General features: G+C 62.3%; 18 protein-coding genes. 4 read left to right on the forward strand and 14 right to left on the reverse strand.

Annotated features, from left to right (window positions below; genetic code table 11):
- Positions 1-90 precede the first annotated feature (90 nt).
- A complete protein-coding gene (locus ACX3M4_RS07830) occupies positions 91-2,448 on the reverse strand; it encodes a transketolase-like TK C-terminal-containing protein (protein WP_459358024.1) in 2,358 nt (785 codons plus the stop codon).
- A 122-nt stretch (positions 2,449-2,570) separates the two neighbouring features.
- Here ACX3M4_RS07830 and ACX3M4_RS07835 point away from each other — a divergent pair, with 122 nt between their 5' ends.
- On the forward strand, positions 2,571-3,041 hold the full coding sequence (locus tag ACX3M4_RS07835; protein ID WP_459358025.1) for an Lrp/AsnC family transcriptional regulator: 471 nt from the start codon (positions 2,571-2,573) through the stop codon (positions 3,039-3,041).
- 176 nt (positions 3,042-3,217) lie between these two features.
- Here the strand turns inward: ACX3M4_RS07835 and ACX3M4_RS07840 are convergent, their stop codons facing one another.
- Positions 3,218-4,420 carry a methionine gamma-lyase gene (locus ACX3M4_RS07840; protein ID WP_459358026.1) on the reverse strand — a complete coding sequence of 401 codons (1,203 nt, stop codon included), beginning with the start codon at positions 4,418-4,420 and terminating at the stop codon, positions 3,218-3,220.
- Between the two features lie 113 nt (positions 4,421-4,533).
- Here ACX3M4_RS07840 and ACX3M4_RS07845 point away from each other — a divergent pair, with 113 nt between their 5' ends.
- Positions 4,534-4,992, forward strand: coding sequence for an Lrp/AsnC family transcriptional regulator (locus ACX3M4_RS07845; RefSeq protein WP_459358027.1), 459 nt, complete (start codon positions 4,534-4,536; stop codon positions 4,990-4,992).
- Positions 4,993-5,020: 28 nt separating this feature from the next.
- Here ACX3M4_RS07845 and ACX3M4_RS07850 read toward each other — a convergent pair whose 3' ends face one another.
- From ACX3M4_RS07850 to ACX3M4_RS07880, 7 genes are all read right to left on the reverse strand, one after another.
- Complete coding sequence (locus tag ACX3M4_RS07850; RefSeq protein WP_459358028.1) at positions 5,021-5,971, reverse strand: branched-chain amino acid ABC transporter permease; 951 nt, start codon at positions 5,969-5,971, stop codon at positions 5,021-5,023.
- Positions 5,971-6,861 carry a branched-chain amino acid ABC transporter permease gene (locus ACX3M4_RS07855; RefSeq protein ID WP_459358029.1) on the reverse strand — a complete coding sequence of 297 codons (891 nt, stop codon included), beginning with the start codon at positions 6,859-6,861 and terminating at the stop codon, positions 5,971-5,973. Before ACX3M4_RS07855 ends, ACX3M4_RS07850 begins: the two co-directional genes overlap by 1 nt.
- A complete protein-coding gene (locus tag ACX3M4_RS07860) occupies positions 6,858-7,574 on the reverse strand; it encodes an ABC transporter ATP-binding protein (RefSeq protein WP_459358030.1) in 717 nt (238 codons plus the stop codon). Before ACX3M4_RS07860 ends, ACX3M4_RS07855 begins: the two co-directional genes overlap by 4 nt.
- Positions 7,571-8,344, reverse strand: coding sequence for an ABC transporter ATP-binding protein (locus tag ACX3M4_RS07865; RefSeq protein WP_459358031.1), 774 nt, complete (start codon positions 8,342-8,344; stop codon positions 7,571-7,573). The genes ACX3M4_RS07860 and ACX3M4_RS07865 overlap by 4 nt, the downstream gene beginning before the upstream one ends.
- A 16-nt stretch (positions 8,345-8,360) precedes the next feature.
- Positions 8,361-9,563 (reverse strand): ABC transporter substrate-binding protein, encoded by a 1,203-nt coding sequence (locus ACX3M4_RS07870; protein WP_459358032.1) that lies wholly within the window; start codon positions 9,561-9,563, stop codon positions 8,361-8,363.
- 76 nt (positions 9,564-9,639) lie between these two features.
- A complete protein-coding gene (locus ACX3M4_RS07875; RefSeq protein ID WP_459358033.1) occupies positions 9,640-10,728 on the reverse strand; it encodes a cupin domain-containing protein in 1,089 nt (362 codons plus the stop codon).
- Positions 10,729-10,758: 30 nt separating this feature from the next.
- Positions 10,759-11,496 carry a GntR family transcriptional regulator gene (locus ACX3M4_RS07880; protein WP_459358034.1) on the reverse strand — a complete coding sequence of 246 codons (738 nt, stop codon included), beginning with the start codon at positions 11,494-11,496 and terminating at the stop codon, positions 10,759-10,761.
- Positions 11,497-11,708: 212 nt separating this feature from the next.
- Between ACX3M4_RS07880 and ACX3M4_RS07885 the strand changes: the two genes are divergently transcribed.
- Positions 11,709-12,842: an aminotransferase class V-fold PLP-dependent enzyme gene (locus ACX3M4_RS07885; protein WP_459358035.1), complete on the forward strand. Its 1,134-nt coding sequence runs from the start codon at positions 11,709-11,711 to the stop codon at positions 12,840-12,842.
- 180 nt (positions 12,843-13,022) lie between these two features.
- Here the strand turns inward: ACX3M4_RS07885 and ACX3M4_RS07890 are convergent, their stop codons facing one another.
- Genes ACX3M4_RS07890 through ACX3M4_RS07910 form a run of 5 tightly spaced genes read right to left on the reverse strand, consistent with a single transcriptional unit; the run spans position 13,023 to position 19,602 of the window.
- Complete coding sequence (locus tag ACX3M4_RS07890) at positions 13,023-14,573, reverse strand: indolepyruvate oxidoreductase subunit beta family protein (protein ID WP_459358036.1); 1,551 nt, start codon at positions 14,571-14,573, stop codon at positions 13,023-13,025.
- Entirely contained in the window at positions 14,573-16,723 is a 2,151-nt protein-coding gene (locus ACX3M4_RS07895) for a thiamine pyrophosphate-dependent enzyme (RefSeq protein ID WP_459358037.1), read from the reverse strand. Before ACX3M4_RS07895 ends, ACX3M4_RS07890 begins: the two co-directional genes overlap by 1 nt.
- Before the next feature lie 28 nt (positions 16,724-16,751).
- The gene (locus ACX3M4_RS07900) at positions 16,752-17,246 is read right to left on the reverse strand and encodes a MarR family winged helix-turn-helix transcriptional regulator (RefSeq protein ID WP_459358038.1); all 495 of its coding nucleotides are present in this window, start codon (positions 17,244-17,246) and stop codon (positions 16,752-16,754) included.
- Complete coding sequence (locus tag ACX3M4_RS07905) at positions 17,243-18,799, reverse strand: phytoene desaturase family protein (RefSeq protein ID WP_459358039.1); 1,557 nt, start codon at positions 18,797-18,799, stop codon at positions 17,243-17,245. Before ACX3M4_RS07905 ends, ACX3M4_RS07900 begins: the two co-directional genes overlap by 4 nt.
- Before the next feature lie 11 nt (positions 18,800-18,810).
- Positions 18,811-19,602, reverse strand: coding sequence for a cyclase family protein (locus tag ACX3M4_RS07910; RefSeq protein WP_459358040.1), 792 nt, complete (start codon positions 19,600-19,602; stop codon positions 18,811-18,813).
- 50 nt (positions 19,603-19,652) lie between these two features.
- Here ACX3M4_RS07910 and ACX3M4_RS07915 point away from each other — a divergent pair, with 50 nt between their 5' ends.
- Entirely contained in the window at positions 19,653-21,281 is a 1,629-nt protein-coding gene (locus ACX3M4_RS07915) for a phytoene desaturase family protein (protein WP_459358041.1), read from the forward strand.
- Positions 21,282-21,316 lie beyond the last annotated feature (35 nt).

Here is a 21,316-nt window from a genome sequence, read left to right on the forward strand (position 1 = left end):
AAATGAGTAGGCCCCGGGTATCCCTTCGGTCGCCCGGGGTGACGCCCGTGTTTGACACCGATTTACAGACTGTGAAGTGGTACGGCCCTCCTAAACCCGCCGCCCCGGCGTTAGTCCGTTCACCTTCTCGATGATCGACGCCGCGTCGATGCCGAAGTGGTGGTAGAGGTCTTGAATAGTGCCGGTCTGGCCGAAATGTTCGACGCCGAGCGGGATCGTCTGGTGGCCGGCGACGCCGCCGAGCCAGGCGAGCGTGGCCGGGTGGCCGTCGATGACCGTGATCAGCTTGCAGTGACCGGGCAGATCGCCCAAAAGCTGCTCGATATGGGAGCGGGCGGCCTTGTTGCCGCGCGAGCGTGCCCGTTGCGCCGCCGTCCAGCCGGCATTGAGCCGGTCGGCGGAGGTCACCGCCAGTACGCCGACATCGCGCCGGTTGCCGGCAAGTTCCCCCGCGGCCTTGATGGCTTCAGGTGCCACGACGCCCTGATAGGCGATCACGACTTCGCAGTTCGGACCAGGCTTCCGGAGCCAATAGGCGCCGTCGATGGCGCCCTGACGGAAGGCATCGTCGGCACGTTTTACCGGCTGCTCGATCGGATTGGTCGAGAGGCGCAGGTAAACCGAGCCGCCCGTCTCGTCACGCAGCCAGGTGCGCTCGTCCGGATCGCCCTCGCCGTCGCGCTGCAGATAGTCGAAGGCCCATTCCATGATGACGGCGAGTTCGTCGGCGAAGGCGGGCTCAAAAGCCGCCAGCCCGTCCTGGCTCATGCCGATCAGCGGCGTACCGATGGACTGGTGTGCGCCGCCTTCCGGTGACAGTGTCACGCCGGACGGCGTGCCGACGATCATGAAGCGGGCATCCTGGTAGCAGGCATAGTTGAGCGCATCGAGACCACGGCAGACGAACGGGTCATAGACCGTGCCGATGGGGATCAGCCGCTCGCCGAAGAGGGAATGGGACAGGCCCGCTGCACCAAGCAGCAGGAAGAGGTTCATTTCCGCGATGCCGAGTTCGATGTGCTGGCCTTCCGGCGTGAACTCCCACTTGGCGGTTGACGGGATGCGGTGCTCGATAAAGGCATCGGCCATCGCCGTGCGCGCGAAGAGCTTGCGGCGGTTGACCCAGGGCCCGAGATTGGTCGTGCCGGTAACGTCCGGCGAGGTCGTCACGATGCGTTCGGCCAGCTTGCTGTCGCCCTTGGAGAGATCATCCAGGACCTTGCCAAAGGCCATCTGGGTGGAAATGTCCCGGTCGGAGCTCAGTTCGATGGCCGGAACCGCGATCTTGTCGTCCGAATAGCGGCGGCGACCTTTCGCAAAGAACGGAACATCGTTCAGGAAACGCTTCAGTAAAGCAACGTCCTTAACGGTCGCAAAAGGCTCCCATTCCTCGCCTTCCGCGACGCCCATGTGCTTCTGCCACTCGGCCATCTGGGCCTTGTTCATGAGACCGCCGTGATTGTCCTTGTGCCCGGCAATCGGCGTTCCCCAGCCCTTGATCGTATAGGCAAGGAAACAGGTCGGCTTGTCGTGATCGATCGCGGCAAAGGCGTCGGCCATGGTCTCGGTGCAGTTGCCGCCGAGATTTTCCATCAGATCCGCCAGTTCGTCGTCGGAGCGGCGGTCGATCAAGGCGGTGACGTCGCCCTGGTCGCCGAGGTCGTCCATCAGTCGTTTGCGCCAGACGGCACCACCCATGAAGGTGAGTGCGGAATAGTCCTGGTTGGAGCAATCGTCGATCCACTGGCGCAGCCTGTCGCCACCTGGCTCCGCAAAGGCGGCGCGCTGCAGGACACCGTATTTGACCCGCACGACCTGCCAGCCAAAGGCATCGAAGATCTTCTCGACCCGGTCGAACAGGCCTTCGCGCACGATGCCGTCGAGGGACTGGCGGTTGTAGTCGATGATCCACCAGCAATTCCGGAGATCGTTCTTCCAGCCCTCCTGCAGCGCCTCGTAAACGTTGCCCTCGTCCAGTTCCGCATCACCGACCAGCGCGATCATGCGGCCGAGCGGCTTGTCGACGGACCAGCTCTTGGCGGCAATATAATCCTGCACGATCGACGCGAAGGAGGTGATCGCCACGCCGAGGCCGACCGAGCCGGTGGAGAAGTCGACGTCATCGATATCCTTGGTGCGCGAGGGGTAGGACTGGACCCCGCCGTAACCCCGGAAGTTTTCCATCTTCTCGCGGGTCTGGTTGCCCATGAGGTACTGGATTGCGTGGAAGATCGGCGAGGCATGCGGCTTGACCGCGACCCGGTCTTCCGGCTTCAGCACCGAGAAGTAAAGCGCCGTCATGATCGACACCATGGAGGCGGAACTCGCCTGGTGCCCGCCGATCTTGATGCCGTCCACTTTCGGACGGATGTGATTTGCGTGGTGGATCATCCAGTGCGACAGCCACAGCAGCCGCTGCTCGATGGTCTTCAGGTGTTCGGTGCTCATTGAGGCATTCCCGTCTAGTCCGGTCTTTCCGTCAATCTAGCGTCGGCCAAGAACCGGTTTCTTGCTATTTCATAGCCACTTCGGCTAGATTTTGGCTGATTTCACCACCCGGAGAGAAGTTTTTGGCGATTTCCGACACACTCGACACGTTCGATGTCCAAATCCTGCGCGAATTGCGGAAGAATGGGCGGATTTCGATTCAGGACCTTTCCGAACGCATCGGTCTGAGCGCCACGCCGGCGGCCCGGCGCCTGCGCCATCTTGAAGAACGCGGCATCATCACCGGCTATTGCGCGCTGATCGACGAAGTGAAGCTCGGCTATGAGGTCTCGGTGTTTGTTTCCGTTCAGCTCGACAAGCAGATCGACATCACGCTGGACCAGTTCGAAGCGGCTATCCAGGCCTTCCCGGAAGTCGTCGATTGCTGGCTGATGACCGGCAACAGAGACTATCTGTTGCGCGTTGCGACCACCGGCCTTGCCGCCTTCGAGACGTTCCTGACCGGAAAGCTGACCAAGGTGCCGGGCGTCGCCAATATCGAGAGTTCCATTCCGCTGAGACGGGTGAAGTCCGGCGTGGCAAGGACGCCTTGAGCAACATTTCCGCCTCATCTCGCTCATCATGATCCACTCGCACCTCATCCTGAGGAGGGCCGTCGGCCCGTCTCGAAGGATGGGCCGCTTGCTCCGGAGTGCGCCGCCCATCCTTCGAGACGCGAGCAAGCTCGCTCCTCAGGATGAGGTCATGCGGAGGAGAGCGTGGTTGAACCTCAGGCCGCCACAGCCACCGGTTCCTGCGGCATGGCCTGGGCCATGTCTTCCAGGATATCGCCGAGGTCTTCCAGGCCTACGGAGAGGCGCACGAGGCCGTCGCTGATGCCGTGGGCGGCGCGTTCTTCTGCCGTGTAGGTGGAGTGGGTCATGGAGGCCGGATGCTGGATCAGTGTTTCGGCATCGCCGAGAGAGACCGCGCGCTGGATCATCTTCAGGCCGTTCATCATGGAAATGCCTGCCTCAAGCCCGCCCTTCAGTTCGAAGGCGATCATGCCGCCGGGCTGGCTCATCTGGCGGGTTGCCAGTTCATGCTGCTCGTAGCTTTCCAGGCCCGGGAAATAGACCTTCGAGACCGCCGGATGGGCTTCCAGCCATTCGGCGACCTTCTGCGCGGAGGCGCAGTGGCGGTCCATGCGTAGGGCCAGCGTCTTCAGCCCGCGCAGGATCAGCATCGCGCTGAAGGGGGCCATGACGGCGCCGGTCATGTCCTTCATGCCGACGAGACGGATCTCCTGGATCTGCTCGGCGCGGCCGACCACGAGACCGGCAACCACATCGCCATGGCCACCAAGGTATTTGGTCGCCGAATGGAGGACGATATCGGCGCCGAGTTCGACCGGACGAGTCAGGTAAGGCGTCGCATAGGTGTTGTCGACGACCACCGTGGCACCCGCTTCGTGAGCGATCTCGGAGATATGCCTGATGTCGACGAGACGCATGTTCGGGTTGGCCGGGGTCTCGAAATAGACGACGCGGGTCTTGTCGAAAATCACGCCGCGCAGGTTTTCCGGGTCGGTCATGTCGACATGGGTGATCTTGATGCCGAACTTCGTCAGGCCGTGGCGCATGAAGGCGAAGGTGCAGCCATAAAGCGTTTCGTCGACGATGATCTCGTCGCCGGGGGCAACCAGCGTCCACAGCGTCGCGGTGATCGCACCCATGCCGGAAGAAAGCGCCAGTCCGGCTTCGGCACCTTCCAGATCCGCGATGCGGCGCTCCAGAAGATCGAGCGTCGGGTTGGAGATGCGGCTGTAGATATGCCCTGCCCGCTCGCCGGCGAACATTTCACCGCCCGCTTCCGCAGTCTCGAAAACAAAGGTGGAGGTCAGATGCAGCGGCGGCGTCAGTGAGCCCTCATTTTCAAGCGGATTGTAAGCGAGGTGGATCGCACGGCTGGCAAAACCCTTATAGGCACTCATGGCTGTCTCCCTGAAGTCGGTATGAGCAATATGCCTGAAGTCTAGGGGTGATAGATTTCAAAATCTGTCAGTACTAGGCTTCACATTAGCAGATTCTGCCAATTGGAAGCAGCATGGACAAGAAAGACCGCCAGATCATCCGCGCCCTGCAGCGTGACGGCCGCATGACCAATCAGGACCTTGCCGAAGCGGTGAACCTCTCGCCGTCGCCGTGCCTCAGGCGGTTGCGCAATCTCGAAGCGTCAGGGGCGATCAAGGGCTTTTCAGTGGATGTGGATGCTGCCGCCTATGGCCTGCCCATCACCGTCTTCGTGCGCATCCGGCTGGAGCGGCATAACGAGGAGGACGTGCGCCGGTTCGAAAGGCAGGTGCAGACCATCGAGGAGATCCTCGAATGCCATGTTCTGACCGGTGCGATGGACTACCAGCTTCGCGTTGTCGTCTCAAATCTCGAAGCCTATGAGAACTTCATCCGCACGCGGATCCACCCGATCGGCGGGATCGCTTCGATCGACACCAGCTTCGTTTATGGAACCGTGAAGAAGACAGCCGTTTTCCCGCCACTCGACTGAGATCGAACGGCGGGAGCGCATGTGGTCGCTAGTCTTCCCTGTACCGTACCGGCGGCGATTTTTCCGGCAGCAGGCCGGCGCGGAAGCGCTGAAGAACCACCTGCAGCAGCAGGCCGACTATCAGCATGCGGATGAAGGAGCTGCGGGTCGCCCATTCCGGTGGCAGGCGGTTGGTGAAAATTTCCGTCACCGACCACAGCGTCCAGATGACCAGCGCTCCGAGGATCGCGCCTTTGTTGTTGCCGGACCCGCCTGCCATCAGCATTACCCAGGTGAGGAACGTCACCAGCAGCGGGTCGGTCGCCGTCGGTGACAGGAAGCGGAAATAGTGCGCCGAGAGCGCCCCGGCGATGCCCATGACGGCGCAGCCGATGACGAAGGTCTGGATGCGGAACCGCTCCACATTCTTGCCGACAGCCGCCGCCGAAGCTTCGTTGTCGCGAATTGCCCGCAGGCTCCGTCCCCAGGGACTGTCATGCAGGCGTGTCGCGGCGACATAAACCAGCAATACCACCAGCCAGACAAAGCCAAGGAAGACCACGTCGCTCATGCGGCCAGTCGTGAAATCCGCGAGCGGACGCGGCACGCGGGACATTCCCAGGCTGCCATTGGTGAGCCAGCTTTCGTTGACGACGACCAGCCGCAGGATCTCCGCGATGCCGATAGAAGCCATGGCCAGATAATCGCTCTTCAACCTGACGCAGATCCTGGCAACGGCCCAGCCCGCGAGCCCGGCGAGGATCGCCGCCCCGACAAGACCGAGGGGCACGGGCAGTGAGAAACCCCCGAGGTGTTTCGAAGACGCTGCCGTCGTCAGGATCGCCGAAGTATAGGCACCGACGGCGTAGAACCCTGCAATGCCCGCATTGAAGAGCCCGCCCATGCCCCACTGGATGTTGAGGGCAAGACAAAGGATCGCGTAGATCCCGCCGAGGATCAGAAGGCTGACGCCATAGAAAAAGAGGCCGGTCAGTTCCATCAGAGCAGCCTCCCCTTGAAGAGGCCCTGCGGGCGGAAGATCAGGAGACCGATCATGATGAGGAAGGCGACCGCCGTCTTGTAGGAGGGCGAAATCAGGCTCTCGTCACCAATCCAGTGATAGGAGGAGAGTTCTTCGGCCAGACCTATGATGAAGCCGCCGGCCATTGCCCCCATGGGCTTGCCGATACCGCCGAGAATGGCGGCGGCGAACATCGGCATCAGCAAGTTCCAGCCGAGATTGGGATGGGCACTTGTGTTGAGCGCCGCGAAGGTGCCGGCAATCGCCGCCAGCGCCGCACCAATGATCCAGGTCCAGCGCACGACCTTTGCCGTGTCGAGGCCCGAGACTTCTGCCAGTTCCGGATCGTCGGCAACCGCACGCATCGAGCGACCGGTGCGGGTCACGGTCAGGAAATAGTGCAGGAGCACCGCGATGATTGCCGTTGCGACCACCGCCTGAAGATGCAGGACGGAGACACGGAACGTGTCGAATAGAACCAGCGGCGGCTTGACGCCCGTCGAGAAGACCTGGTTTTCCGAGCCCCAGACAAGCTGGACGATCGAGCGGAACACCAGGGCGATGCCGAAGGAGGAGATCACGGTGTAGATCGTCGGCAATTCCCGGAGTGGTCTGTAAAACCAGCGGTCAACCGCCAGTGCCGCGAAGATTGTCAGTGCCATGCCGAAAGGGATCAACAGCAGCGGATTGATCGGGGTTGCCAAGGCAACGGCAAGGACGCCGTAAGTACCAAGCGTCATCAGATCGCCGTGAGCAAAGTGAGCAAAGCGCAAGATGCCGAAGATCATCGAGATGCCGACGGCACCGAGCGCATAGATGCTGCCGATGGCAAGCGCGGGAAACAGGTAGAAGTTGACGAACTCGGTCATGCCGCGCCTCCCAGAAAGAGGCGGCGGACGTCTTCATCGCCCAGGAGGTCCTTGCCGGTGCCGCTGGCATAATTGCGCCCGTTCACCAGGATGTGGCCGTGATCTGCAATCTGAAGCGCCTGACGGGCATTCTGTTCCACCATCAAGATCGTGATCCCGGTTTTGCGGATGTCGAGAAGCAGGTCGAAGATCCGCTCCAGATAGGCAGGCGACAGGCCCGCCGTCGGTTCGTCCAGAAGCACCAGTTTCGGCTCGCTCATCAGCGCCCGGCCCATGGCCACCATCTGCCGCTGACCGCCGGAAAGTTCGCCCGCCGGCTGCCTCAGCTTGTCCTTGAGGTCCGGAAAGAGACCGAGCACCCGCTCCCGTGTTGCCGCTTTATCCTTTGGTGGAGCTGCATAGGTTCCGACATCAAGGTTTTCGTCTACCGACATGGATGCAAAGACGTTTTTCGATTGAGGCACGGCCGAGACACCGAGCGGCACGAGGGCCGAGGTCTTGCAGCCGGTGAGTTCCTTTTCGCCCAATCGGATCGACCCGGCGGAGACCTTTGTGAGCGCGAAGATGGTCTTCAGGAGAGTCGACTTGCCGGCACCGTTCGGTCCGAGGATAACGGCGATCTCGCCCGGTTCAACGTTGAGCGAAACGTCCTCGATGATCGGCGGGCCGCCATAACCGGCGCTGACGCCCGTGACAGATAGTCTCTCGGTCATCGTTGCGCCTCGTATTTGCCGCCGCCGAAATAGGCTTCGATGACCCGCTCGTCGTTGCGCACCTCTTCGACCGAGCCTACGGTCAGGAGCGAGCCTTGCGCCATCACCAGCACGTGGTCGCAGAGCTTGGAGACGTAATCGAGATCATGCTCGATCAGGCAGAAGGTCAGCCCGCGTTCCCGGTTCAGCATCAGGATCTTGTCGGCCAGCTTGGAGAGGAGCGTGCGGTTGATGCCGGCGCCGATCTCGTCGAGAAGGATGATTTTCGGATTGCGCATCAACGCGCGGCCGAGTTCGACCAGCTTCTTCTGGCCGCCGGAGAGGTTGCCAGCCTTCTCGTCGATCACATGTTCCAGTTCCAGAAGCCGGATCGTTTCCCGTGCATGATCATAGATCGCCCTCTCCTCCGACTGGTAGTGGCCACGGCGGAAGATCACGTTGAAGACGTTCTCGCCCTCCGGCGCGGAGGCCGAGGCCATCAGGTTCTCAAGAACCGACAGGTGTGCGAATTCATGCGGGATCTGGAATGTGCGCGCGAGGCCGGCCCCGGCCCGCTGGTGGGGTTTGAGCGCCGTGATGTCCTTGCCGTCCAGCAGCACCCGGCCGGAGCCCGGCCGGATCGCACCGGCAATCACATTGAAGGCGGTTGTCTTGCCCGCACCATTTGGCCCGATCAGGCCGGTGATGCGGCCCGCGCCGATCTTGAAGCTTGCATGGTCAATGGCCCGCAAACCGCCAAAATCGACGCAGATGTTTTCCAGCTCAATCACGCTGTGCCGCTTCGTCTTATTCGACGATTGCGACTTGCTTGTAGCTGTCGCCGTCAACGACAAACTTGCCGATAAAACCGCCGACATCGCCGTTTTCATCGAATTCGGCAGCGCCGCCCGCGCCGTCATAATCGATGTCCTTGCCTTCCTTGATGAGGGCGACAGCCTTGGCCCATTCGCCCGGTCCGACCTTCTCGCCCGGTGCCGTTGCGACTTCCTTCAGGGCTGCGGCTACTTTCGCACGGTCGGTGGACCCGGCTTTTTCGATGGCGAGCAGCGCCAGGAAGGTGGCGTCGTAGGTCTGGTCGACAAAGGCCTTGTCTGCACCTTCGCCATACTCGGCATTGAAGGCGTCATGCAGGGTCTTCTGGGCCGGATTTTCGGCCGGGGACGTCGGCGAGGAGAAGAACGAGTCCTTCAGGGCGTCGGCGCCGACATTCTGGATCAGCAAGTCGTCGCGCAGGCCGTCCGTGCCGATGAACTTGGTGAAGAGGCCGCCTTCGATTGCCTGACGGACGATCTTGCCGCCGGAATCCCCGGCATAGGCGATGACGACGAGAGCTCCGGCATCGTCCTTGGCGAGGGTTGCCAGTTCAGAGCGATAGGAATCCTTCTTTTCTTCATGCTTGGCTTCGGTCACGATCTCGCCACCGGCCGCCTTGTAGGCTTCCATGAAGGTCTCGCCGATGCCGACACCGTAGTCGTTGTTCACATAGGTGACCGCAACCTTGTTGATGCCTTCGTCCAGCACCATCTTGGCGAGGATTTCGCCCTGATAGTTGTCGGAGGGCACGATGCGGAACACCAGGCCGTCATCCTCCAGATCGGTCATAGCGGGCGACGTTGCCGTCGGCGAGATCTGGGCAACACCGGCCGGAATGATTGCGGCCTCGGCAGCTGCAATCGTCGTGCCGGACATCAGCGAGCCCATGACGATCGGCACGTTTTCCACGTTGACCAGCTTCTGGGCGGCGTCGACCGCGCCCTGGGCGGTGCCGGTGGTGTCGCCATAGACGGCAACCGCATTGCCGCCGAGCAGGCCGCCCTGGGCATTCACCTGCTTGACCGCCAGATCGACCGCGTTCTGCAGCGGCGGAATGAAATTGGCGATCGGTCCGGTGATATCCATCAGGATGCCGATCTTGGTATCGTCCGCAAGGGCTGCGGAGCCGGCGCCGAACAGTGCTGCGGCGGCCACTAATGTCGTCAACTTCCTCATGCTGTCATCCCCTCTTTGCTTGACGTCTCAAGGTCTTGGGCAGCCCGCTCTTTCCTCCTCGGCAGGCTTTCAGGTATCAGTCGCCCAGAACCTCCGTTTCGAACCGGCCCGGCAGGCTGACTTCCAGCAGCTCCAGGTCGAAGGTTGCGCCCGTGTATCGTGTTCCCATGTTGGGCGGGATCACGAAGGCGTCTCCGGCAGACAGGCGGTAAGGATCTTTGCCTTCGCCCTCGAGGGTCATTTCGCCTGCCAGCACAAAGTTGAACAGAATATCGCAGTCGTGACGGCACCAGGGAGAGGCTTCCCCGGCCGGACGTGCAACCATAACAGATGCCACGCCCCTGGTGTTGTCACAGATGGTGGTGTCGCGTGCCTCGAATCCCGGAACGCGGAACGGCTTGAAGGCGCCGTCCTTTGCCAGGCTATGCACGAATTTCTGGCCTTGCCATTCCCGCTCCGGCCGTTCATGCGGTGTCGGCAAGGTCATCTCGTGGTCGATTTCGGTGATGTGCTCGGCCGGAACGCCGATCTCGATCACCTCGATGCCGTCGGCCGCATGCATCACCCGGTGTCGGATTTCCGGCGGCTGGATGAAACAGTCGCCTGCGTGCAGGCGGCGCATGCCGCCCTGGTCCTCGTAAAGCACATCCACCCAGCCGTGAACGCAGAAGATCAGCTGGAAGCCGACCTTGTGGAAGTGAACCATGTCCGGCACCGGCCCGTCCGGCACACGGATATGCGAGGCGATCATCGCCCCGCCGAGGCGCGAGGGCACCAGATCCCTATAGGACATGCCCGCGCGTCCGATCACCCAGGGCGCCTGGTCGGCAAGACGGCGGACGACGAAAGCGTGTTTGGTCTCTGGCATGACCAGCGGCGGGTTGAGCTCGTCGATTTCGACCCGGGTACCGCTCGGCGAAACGAGGATGCGTTCGCCTCCCGCAAATTCGTCCGGATTGTCGGTGAGGATGCGAAGGGTGCCCGGGCCTTCCGGAGCATCTTTTTCCACCCGCACCCGCAGGCCATGGCCGGAAAAGACGGCGACCTCCGGGCTGTCGGCCGGATAGATCATGTCGAGGCGCATCTTCAGCGATTTGGTGAAGAACGGCAGGTCCTTGGCAAGGTCCCTGGTCGGCAATCTGACTTCCGCGCGGGTCTCCGTCATGTCCTGTCCATCGCTCCCAATTTTGATGCCTCAGCCTGTTTGCGCCGAGGTCCTGTTGTTCTGGTTTTCGTCCGCCTCGTGGGCCGCGAGATACGCCGCCTCCCCTTCAAAGACGAACCGCAGAATGCGGTCGCTGGCGGCAACCGCGTCGCGGCGGCGGAAGGCTTCGAAAAGCTGGGTGTTGCCGGCGACGATCAGCGGATGGTTGGCGGGTTCGGCAAAAGTCATCATCCGCACCGCCTGGACCTGGGTCATGTACCGCTGCAGCGCCTTGCGCAGCGAGGCATTCGGCACGGCGGCGATCCAGTTGTTGCGGAAGATCTCGCAGGCCCGGTGCAGGCGCTCCGTGTCGCCGGCCGCCATCGCCTCGCGGGCGTCCTTCAGCGTGCCATCCAGCGCTTCCAGCTCTTCCGCAGACAGGCTCAAGGCCGCCATGGCAGCAGCCCGCGGCTCCAGCAACCGGCGAAGGTCGAAAATTTCCAGTATCTCGCGATGATCGAGACGCGGCAGCATGAAACCGCGTGTCGTCGGCTCCAGATAGCCCTCGTGGGCAAGGCGCATCAGCGCGTCCCGGGCCGGCATGCGGGAGACACCGAATTCGGCGGCAACGGCGGTATCCACCAGACGAACATCCTGGCCCAGCTCGCCCCGACGGATACGTCCCATCAAGAGGTCATGGATCTGGCTGCTGGTGCTTTGTACAGCGCTCGGCGAGGCGGATGATCTAACTGCCGTCACGGACACCCCTCCCCCAATCGCCAGGCGCACAACCCACGCAAACCGTATACGAAACTTTTCAGATAAATTCGGAAACCGGGTTCATTTGACCCTGTTTCAGGCATCTGAAAAGTGCTTTAAGCTTGAACTATCTCAAAAACTGTATACGAATATTCCCGTATCGGTCAATAGCGTGTTTGCCGCTGCAGAGATGTTTTCGCGCAGGCGCAAATGACGGCAGCAGAAGTGTTTCGGGGGAGCAGATGACGACCAGGGAAGACGGCTATTTCCTCTACCATTCGATCGGCCAGTATCCCGGCAAGGAAGCCGATCTAAGTTCGGCGATGGCGGAGCTGGCGGCCGTCTGGAGCGCCCCGAACGACCAACAATGGCCCTATCTACTGGGCAAGCGCGTCGAATTCATCGACCACTGGCGCGCAATCATCAGCGCCCCGGAAGGCACGGCCACCACCTGCGAGAACGTCACCCAGGGCGTCCACATGGTGATGACGTCGCTGCCGGAACATTTCCTGCGTGGCCGCAAGGTTCTGGTCGCCGCCGACTGCTTCCCGTCCAATCATTTCCTTCTGACAAAGCTGCAGGACCGGCTCGGCTTCGAGCTTGTGACCGTGCGTGCCCGCCAGGGCGCGAATTTCGTTGCCGACGAGGACATGATCGCCGAATGGGACCGGAGCGTCGCGCTCTGCCTGATCACCTGGGTCAGCTCAACCACATCACGCAAGGCGGATCTTGAAAGTCTCGTTGCCCATGGCCGCCAGATGGGGTCGCTGATCGGTGTCGACATCACCCAGGCCGCAGGCCTCCTGCCTTATTCGGTGACGGAACCCAATGTCGATTTTGCCGTCTCGACCAGCCTCAAATGGATGTGCGGCACGCCGGGTGCCGGAATTCTCCATGTCCACCCGGACCTGATCAGGGCGTGCCAGCCGGAACTGCGCGGCTGGTTCAGCCAGGACAATCCATTCAACTGGGACATCGACGCGTTCCAGTATGCCCCCGACATCCGCCGCTTCGACAACGGCACGCCGTCGATCATGCCGGCAGCCGCCTCCGTTCCGGCGCTGAAATGGCATGCGGAGGCCGACCGGCAGGCGATCCTCGACGGCAACCGCGCTCTCAGCAGAATTCTGATCGAAGGCGCCGACAATCTCGGCCTGAAGCTCTTGTCACCGCGCGACGAGAATGCGCGAGGCGGCAGCCTGATGTTCGGGCTCAGCTCTACAGATCAGGCCGGTCAGGTGCTGAACCATTTGAGAGAATGCAACATCTCCGCCGACACAAGAGGCGCCACCTTGCGCCTTTCCCCCGGCATTCAAACGACGGAGGATGCGACCTGGGAGACGGTCTCGGAACTGGGCAAGGCTCTGGCGGGATAAGCAGGGACGGAAGGTGTAGTTCGGGGCAAGCGGCCCATCCTTCGAGACGGCCTTTGGCCTCCTCAGGATGAGGGCGAGGTTGTTGCGATGCCGAAGCTCGCTACTCCCCCGACCTCATCCTGAGGAGGCGCGTAGCGCTGTCTCGAAGGATCGGCCACACACTCAGGTGCTGCTGACCTCTCACACAAAACTCTCGACCGTCTTCAACGCCCCGTCGAGATCATTTCCCTTCTCGTCCTTGAGCGCGGCCTCTCTGAGACGGGCCACCCACTCCGGCCCATCCTCTCGCCCTTCCACCAGCCGGGCTCCGGCCAGCACCTTGTCGAATTTCGACAGGCCGCGCGCATGGGTGTCGGAATATCCCTTGATCAGGCGGCGGCATTTCAGCACCTCGACGGCCATGTCGTAGCGGTCCGGCAGGTAGCCTGCGACCATCTTCAGCCAGGCGTCCAGATGCTCCTGCTCCATCTTGTGGCGCAGGGTTTTCCGGCGCCAGCCACGTAGGCCGCCAAGCACATAGAGCATCGCAAACCCGCGAAGACTGTCGGTGCGGATGCGGCGGCCGCGGTTGAACCAGCGGTCGATGCGCTTCATCCAGGCGGGATCGGCTTCCATCCTGCGGCCGAGCTTTTCCGGCAGCAGTCCGACGATTTCTTCCGCACGCGGGTGCAAATAGTCGGTGAGCTGCAGCAGCTTGCCGTCCCTGACCTGCATTTCCTCTTCGATGCGGTCAAAGCGCTGCGGCCGTGTCTTCAGATCGGCGACGCGGATGACATCGTCATAGGCCATGGCATTGGCGATGTATTTCGCCGCTTCGCGCGAGAGTTCGAACTCCTTGCCGGCGCTGTCCCTGGCGGTCAGCGTTTCCAAGCGGCCGAGATACTCCGCGCCATAGTCCGTGTCCTGGAAGTCGACGACCTTCCTGAGACCAGCAGATGCCATCTCGCGGACAGGTTCCGGCAACGCAGCAATCCGGGCTTCCAACGATGCATAGGCTTGCCGGCTCTTGTCCGGCCCTGCAGGTCCGACGACCTCCTGCCGCGCCGGTGACGAAGCCGCTGCCTTCGGCTTTTCGCCATGCTGCGCCAGGTCAAACCCGGCGGCAAAGGCCTTGAGGCTCGCCTCGACGCCCTTGCCGCTGGCGCGGATCGCCTCCTCAAAGGCTTCTCTCGCGAAGGGAAGCGCGTCTGACCCGGCCAGTCCGCCGAAGAGCGAGGCGGAAATAACTGAGCCTGCCTTCAGCGCGGCCGTATCCATATCCGCCAGCACCAGCTTCTGCGCGGCGAGTTCCGCGGCGGCCTTCACTTCCTCCGAAGAGGCCATGCCGTCGCCGGGCACAGTCTTTTCGGACACCGCCAGCATGCGGTGGGTCGAGGCGATCAGCGTCGTGCGGTCCGGTGTCACGAAGCCGCGCATGATCGCCCTGCCGGCCTCCATCAGCTCCGCCGCAATTAGGATATCCACATCGCCAGCGGAAGGCGCCAGCGAGAAGACCGGCGACGTGACGTCACCCGGGGCCATCTCCATGTAGTAGATGGTCGCGCCCGTGCGCTGCGCGACACCGGCAACGCTGGTTGCCTGGCAATGATAGCCTTCTGAGCGGGCAAGCGCTTCGATCCAGTTGGTGAGAACGCCGCCACCCTGACCGCCGACGGCGAGGACGGCGAGCTTGATGATGCCGGCGAGCGCGGGATCGGCGGGCTGCGCTTCGAGGGGCAAAGCCAGGGACATCAGACACCCTCCCCGGTGAATGTCAGGCGAGATCCCGTCCGACGCGTCTGCAGCCAGGAAATGACCTTCGTCCGTATCCCTGCGAGCCAGGTCTCGAAGCCCAACGGATTGTGCACTACCTTGGCCTCGTAGAAGGACGGGCAGAGGATCGCGGCATCGGCGACCTCGCCGCAATTGCCGCAGCCGACGCAGGACTGGTCGATATGGGCAACCGGATCGTCCCGCAGCGGATCGTCGAGTTTCTTGAGCGACAGCGACGGGCAGCCGGAGAGGCGGATGCAGGCATGATCGCCGGTGCAGACATCCTGATCGACGCCGAAACGCGGAATCTCGACCCGCTCGCCGCCGGCAATCGCCTTGTTGCGCTGGGGTTTTTCCCGGCGCTGACGGTTGAGCATGCATTCGGACGAGGCGACGATCACTTTCGGGCCGTCATAGTCCGTCGTCAGCGCCTCGCGGATGGTTGCCCGCATTTTCGTTACATCGTAGGTGCGGTCGATCTGCCGGATCCACTTGACCCCCGCCCCTTCCAGCGCCCGGGTGATCGGGTTGTTGGTCGACTTCGACTTGTTCGCCGCCCGGCTCGACGGGATGTCCTGACCGCCGGTCGCCGCCGAATAATAGTTGTCGACGATGATTGCGACGCTGTCGGACTTGTTGAAGACCATGTTGCCGATGGAGGAGCTTAGGCCGTTGTGCCAGAAGCCGCCGTCGCCAAGGATCGAGATCGCCCGCCGCTCGCCGCCGCCGTCAAAGGCCGCGTTCGAGGCGGGGCCGAGACCATAGCCCATGGTCGAGCCGCCGATCTCGAAGGGCGGCAGGCAGGCAAAGAGGTGGCAGCCGATGTCGCCGGTGATCTGGTGCTGGCCGATCTCCTGCTCCACCATTTTCAGCGAGGCGAAGATCGGACGTTCCGGACAGCCGGTGCAAAAGCCAGGCGGGCGGATGGGCACGGTCCTGGAGAGATCCGGCAATTCCGGCTTCGGCGCATTGGGTGCCAGCACCTTGCCGGGTAAAAGCTCCGGCGCGTATTGGCGGATGAAGGTGTCGAGGCCGTCGAGCATGATCTGGCCGGTATATTCCCCGGCGCGTGGAAAGACGCCCTTGCCTTCCAGCTTCGTGGTGCAGCCTTCCTTGTAGAGCATCGCGCCAAGCTGCTGCTCGATGAACTCGGGTTGCCCCTCCTCCACCATCAGCACAGCCTCCTTGCCGTCGCAGAAGTCAAGCAGTTCGGACTTCACCAGCGGATAGGTGACGTTGAGCACGTGCAGCGGCACGGAGGTGTTGCCGCTAATGTCAGCCAGACCCAGCCGCTGCAGGGCACGGATGACGCTGTTGTAGATGCCGCCAAGGCAGACGATGCCGACCTTGCCGTTCTTCGGACCGAAATGTTCGTTTAGGCCTCGCTCAAGGATGAACTTTTCGGCCGCCGGCCAGCGATTGTCTATCTTGTCGTGCTCGTGGGCATAGGACATCGGCGGCAGGACCACCCGCTTGAAGTCCCGCATCGGGTTGGAAAGCGCAGCCCGAACGGAGAGCGGCGGCGGAACGTTGTCCCGTGTCTCGAAGCGGCCGGTGACATGGCAGGAGCGAATACGGACCATCAGCATCACAGGCGTGTTGCTAGCCTCTGACAAGGCAAAGCCATCACCGACGGACTTGACGATGGAGGGCAGGTTCGGGCGTGGATCGAGCAACCAGAACTGGGACTTCATGGCAAAGGCGTAGGAGCGCTCCTGCATGATGGAGGAGCCTTCGCCGTAATCCTCGCCGACAATGACGAGCGCACCGCCATTAACACCGGACGAGGCCAGGTTTGCGAGCGCATCGGAAGCCACGTTGACGCCGACCGAGCCCTTGAAAGTGACGGCGCCGCGAATGGGATAATGCACGGAGGCGGCAAGCATGGCGGCGGCGGCGGCTTCCGAGGCATTGGCCTCGAAACGGATGCCGAGTTCGCCCATCAGGTCCTCGGCGTCGGCCAGAACATCCATCAGGTGGGAGATCGGCGCACCCTGATAGCCGCCGACATAGCCGACCCCGTTTTCCAGGAGGGCCTTGGTGATGGCGAGGATGCCCTCGCCCGTAAAGGTATCTCCCGCACCTTTGCGAAGATGCTCTACCTCAGCCTTGAACGACCTTTCGGCCATCGGCTCCTCCCTCCACAGTCAACTCAACTCATATCGGGTGCTTGCGCACGTTTTTTAGTATCGTCTGCAGCGTCGCGACGAAGGCGCGCTGCTCGGCATCGGAAATGCCGCGGAACATTTGCTTGTAGGCATCGGCCAGATGCGGCCAGAGCTGCTCGTGGGTCTCGCGGCCCTTCTGGGTGATGTGGATGCGGACCGCGCGGCTGTCGTCCTTGTCGGCAACGCGCCGCACCAGACCATCCCGCTCCAGCGCATCCAGAGCCCGGCTCAACGTCGAAACTTCCGTAATCGCGTAGACCGCCAGCTCACCGATCAGCAATCCGTCCATCACCGAGAGCACCGCAAGGGAACGCATCTTCGGGGTCGTCAGGCCGAGCTTCGCCATTTCTTCCCGGAGCGCCGCGTTGTAGCGGCCCATGATGCGGTTCATCAGGTAGGGCGGAAAATTCTCCAGTCCGATTTCACCAAGCCGCGGCGCGCGGAGCTGCTCCTCGATGACGTCCGTCCGATCCTCGTCTTTCATGCACCCATCCATTTCGCCAGATTGTAGCCGGACCCGCCGCCGAGCCCCGGACCCGGATGGGTCGACGCGCCGATCATGTGCAGGTTCCGGATTTGGGTGGCGCTATTAACGGAATGGGCAAAGGGGCGCCAGATGAAAAACTGATCGATGCTGCAGGACCCGCCATAGGGATCACCGCCGACCAGGTTGATATTGAGGTCGTTGAGATCCGCCGGCGAATAGGCCCGCCGGGCCAGCTTGATCTCATCGAAGTTGCGGATATAGCGCCTGAGGATCGCTTCCAGCCGGTCGGCGAAGGCCTCGCGAATGGCTTCGGTCCAGTCAGAATCAGCCTCGATCTCACCGGCAGCATCGCCCTTGATCCGCCGCGGCGCATCGGGGATCTGCAGCCACAGGATTGCCTTTCCTTCCGGAACGCGGGACGGGTCGAGCCGGTGCGGCTGGCCGACGCAGATTGTCGGGGTTTCCGGCAGCAGGCCGCGTTCGGCCTCGTTGGCGGATTTGGAAACGCTGTCGATACCGTCGGCGAGATGGATCAGCGCGACGTCTTCAAGGCCTTCGGCAATCCAGTCCGGATCGCCGTCGAGCGCATAGTGAAGCTGGAAGTTGCCGCGACCGTAGCGATATCTGCTTGCTGCTTCCGGCGCTTCTTCCTGCTTCAACAAACGAGTGTAGAGCTGTGTCGGGGTAACTGAAGCGATCACCGACTGCGCCTTTATGGTCTCGCCATCGGCCAGCTCGACGCCAACGGCCTTGCCGTCCTTCACCAGGATACGGGCAACATCGGCACTGGTGCGGAACTTGCCACCCTTTGCCTCGATCAGCTTCTGGAAGGCTTCCGGCACCGATCCTGAACCGCCCTTGGCCACCGGCGCGCCCGCAGCTTCAAGGGCAAAGGCGATCACGCGGCCCATCTGGCCAGAATATGTGCTTTCGGGTGTCAGGCCGGTATGCAGAACCCAGGGCGCCCAGAGCGCCTGCAGCTCCTCGCTCTGATAACTTGTCTCCAACCAACCCCCTGCCGGCTGCAGTGCGGTACCGATCCAGGCCTTCAGGCCACCAAGACCACGCTTCCACGCCTGTTGCGCCATCAGGCGCGCCATTTTCATGGACCAGAGCGGGCTGCCAAGCAGGGCGAAAAGGAATTCGGCGTCGGCTTCGATCCCGCCGACATCGTCGGCATGCTGCTCGCCGTCACCGGCGGCCAGCTCGTTGAAAGCCGCCACATTGGCGGCCCTGTCCATGGTCAGCCGAACCGCTTCCCCGCCAGGCCGGAGCACGGCGGTCGGATGCGGCGTGTGGCAGAACTCAAGTCCGTGACGGCCAAGATCTTCTGCCAGCTCCGCGTAGGCGGGTGAGGTCAGGAAGAGGACAAAGGTCGCCGCCATCACATCGTGCCGGAACCCCGGCAAGGTGATCTCTTCGGTGCGCATGCAGCCGCCGAGACGGTCAGAGCGTTCCAGAAGCAGCACCGGCTCGCCCTTGCGCGACAGCAGAGCTGCCGCGACGAGGGCGTTGATGCCGGAGCCGATGATCACATGCGGGGCGGCCATCCTTGCAAGCCTCAGGCCTTCGGGACCAGGGCGAGCGCGCGGATCGGACTGCCGGTGCCACGCTCGATCTTCAGCGGCGCAGCAATCAGGATCGCCCCCTTGGCCGGCAGCTTGTCGAGATTGGCAAGCGAGGCAAGGCCGAAGCAATTGTCCCGGTGCAGCAGGTTATGCGCCGGATAAGGCGGCTGCATGCCACCTGCCTGGCCAGCATCGGTGCCGATGCACTGGCTGCCCCAGCCGACGATCTTTTTCGACAGGAGATACTCGATCGCATCCGGGGTCGGTCCCGGACTGTGCGGGCCGGTTTCGTCGGCATTCAGGAACAGGGCCTCGTCATGGGCGCGCTTGTCCCAGTCAGTGCGCATCACCACCCACTCGCCCGCACCAATTGCGCCGTGCTTAGCTTCCCAGGCTTTGATGAGATCGGCGGTCAGCAGGAAATCCGGATTCGCTTCGGTTTCCTTGGAGCAGTCGATGACATTGACCGGCGCCACGAGGCGCTGAACATTGAGCGTATCGGTAAAGCCGTCGCTATAGTCCTTGCCGGTGATCCAGTGATGCGGCGCATCGAAATGGGTGCCGGAATGCTCCCCCAGTACCATCCAGTTCCAGGCAAAGAACGGTCCGTCGGCATCGTACTCGCTGATCTTGTGGATCTCGACCTTCGGCGTGTTCTTGGCAAAATCGGGCGGCAGCTGAATGATCGGCGTGTCGGGACCCAGAACGCCCGTGCAATCCACCACTTCCACATCCCCGGACAGGAGCATGGCTCCCAGCCCGCCGAGCGCGTTCTCTGCAGACATAATCGTTCCCTCTGTACGTGGTCGGCCTGTCGGCTCTTTATCACAAATCTATGCTAGACAGATTTATTTGTATTTGCAATTATCTTCTTCGTTTCGCGGAGGGGAATATCGTGACGGACACACTGGATGGCGTGATCATTGGCAGCGGGCATAACAGCCTTGCCTGCGCCGTCCATCTGGCCGCGAAAGGCTGGAAGATCGGTGTCTTCGAGCGTGCCTCCACGCCCGGAGGAGCGGTGAAAACCGGCGAATATACCCTGCCCGGCTACCGCCACGACTGGGCGGCGATGAACCTTTCCCTTTTTGCCGGCTCGCCGTTTTTCAAGGAATACGGAGAGCAACTCGGCACGCACGGACTAGGCCTTGCGCCTGCATCCGATTGTTTCTCCTCTGTTTTTCCAGACAACACCTGGCTCGGTGTGAGCAATGATCTGGAGACAACAGCCAGGAGGATTGAGAGCATCTCGCCGGAAGACGCCGCAACCTGGCGCGCTCTGACAGCCGATTTTCCGGGCCGGGCCGAAGTTCTCTTCAGCTTGCTGGGCAGTCCGGCGAAAAAACGTGCATTTGCACATATCTTGTTCAAGGAGTGGCGCCGCAGTGGCACGGGTGGACTGCTCGACCTTGGCCGGTTCCTGCTTGCCTCTCCGCGTGACTGGCTGAACGAGACATTCGTCTCGCCAAAGGTCCGCGCTCTCCTCGCCGCCTGGGGCATGCATCTGGATTTCGGGCCGGATATTTCCGGCGGTGCACTCTTCCCGTATCTGGAAGGCATGGCCAACCAGGCCTTCGGCATGGTGCTGGGCCAGGGCGGGGCTGAGACCATCGTCAAGGCAATGGTCTCGCTGATCGAAGCCCAGGGCGGATCGGTGACCTGCAACGCGGAGGTTACCCGCATCATCGTCGAGAACGGCCAGGCCCGGGGCATCGAACTCACCGATGGCCGGAAGGTCATGGCAAAGAAGGCCGTGATCGCCAATGTTGCGCCGCAGGCCCTTCTGAAACTGACCGGCGAGACCGGAAACACCCGCTACGAGCAGGGTCTCAGGAAATCCGCCCACGCGCCCGGTACGATGATGATCCATCTGGCGATGGACGCCCTGCCCGACTGGAATGCCGGCGAGGAGCTGAAAAACTTCGCCTATGTGCATCTGGCACCGGATCTCGACCAGATGGCCAGAACCTATGCGCAGGCGCAGGCCGGATTTCTGCCGGATGAGCCGGTGATCGTCTGCGGCCAGCCGACTGTCATCGATCCAAGCCGGGCACCGGAGGGCAAGCATGTGCTCTGGCTGCAGGTGCGCATGGCACCGGGCACCATCAAGGGCGATGCCGCCGGAAAGATCACGGCCACGGACTGGGCGCAAGCCGCGGAGCCTTTTGCCGAGCGTGCCCTCGACATTCTGGAGCGCTACGCGCCCGGCACGCGGCCGAAGATCCTTGCCCGCCACATCGTTTCGCCCGCCGACCTGGAGGCGGACAATCCCAATCTGGTCGGAGGAGACCAGATCTGCGGCAGTCATCACCTGACGCAGCACTTCCTGTTCAGGCCTGTTCTCGGCTTTGCCGACGGTTCAACTCCGGTGGGAAACCTCTTCCACACCGGGGCCGCCGTCTGGCCGGGAGCAGGCACCGGTGCCGGGCCCGGATATCTGCTCGCGCGAAAACTCGCCGGATAGCGACACAAGAACCGCACCGGTGCCAGAGAAACGGG

Source organism: Roseibium sp. M-1, assembly GCF_054515675.1.